Source organism: Brevibacterium metallidurans (assembly GCF_037101285.1).
Taxonomy (GTDB): Bacteria; Actinomycetota; Actinomycetes; order Actinomycetales; family Brevibacteriaceae; genus Brevibacterium; species Brevibacterium metallidurans.
This window is the reverse complement of sequence record NZ_BAAAAF010000057.1, coordinates 1-664: the sequence shown is the minus strand read 5'-3', so window position 1 is coordinate 664 and position 664 is coordinate 1. Positions and strand designations below refer to the sequence as shown.

Here is a 664-nt window from a genome sequence, read left to right as displayed (position 1 = left end):
CATCATTTGTTACTCCTTATTGATATACTGATTCTTTACGACTCGCCTGAGGACACTGGACGATGGAATTAACATTTTTGGGGACATCCGCCGGTGTGCCGACCCGTACGCGTAATATGACGTCGATAATACTGAATTTGCAACAGCCAACCCGCGCTGAAATGTGGTTGTTTGACTGCGGCGAAGGCACCCAGCATCAGTTTCTCCATACCCCTTACCATCCCGGCAAACTGAATAAGATTTTTATCACCCACCTGCACGGCGACCATCTGTTCGGCCTGCCCGGCCTGTTGTGCAGCCGATCGATGCAGGGGAACTCGCTACCGCTGACCATTTACGGGCCGAAAGGGATAGCGGAGTTTATCGAAACCGCGTTGCGCTTGAGCGGCTCGTGGACCGATTATCCGCTTACCATCGTCGAAATCGGCCCCGGCCTGGTGTTCGATGACAGCGGCTATCGGGTGACCGCGTTCCCACTTAGTCATCCAGTAGAGTGCTACGGCTATCGTATTGAGCAGCATGACAAACCCGGCACGCTGGACGCCGCCCGGCTGATTGCCGATGGCATACGTCCGGGGCCGCTGTTCCATCAGCTGAAGCTTGGGCATCGCGTCGAACTGGAAGATGGGCGGGTTATTGACGGCAGTCGCTATCTCGGGCCGTC

At 55.7% G+C, this 664-nt stretch carries 1 protein-coding gene; it reads left to right on the top strand.

From position 1 onward, the window contains the following. Positions 1–62 precede the first annotated feature (62 nt). Positions 63–664 (top strand): MBL fold metallo-hydrolase (locus AACX88_RS17500; protein ID WP_339394131.1); only part of this gene is annotated, 602 nt, incomplete at its 3' end.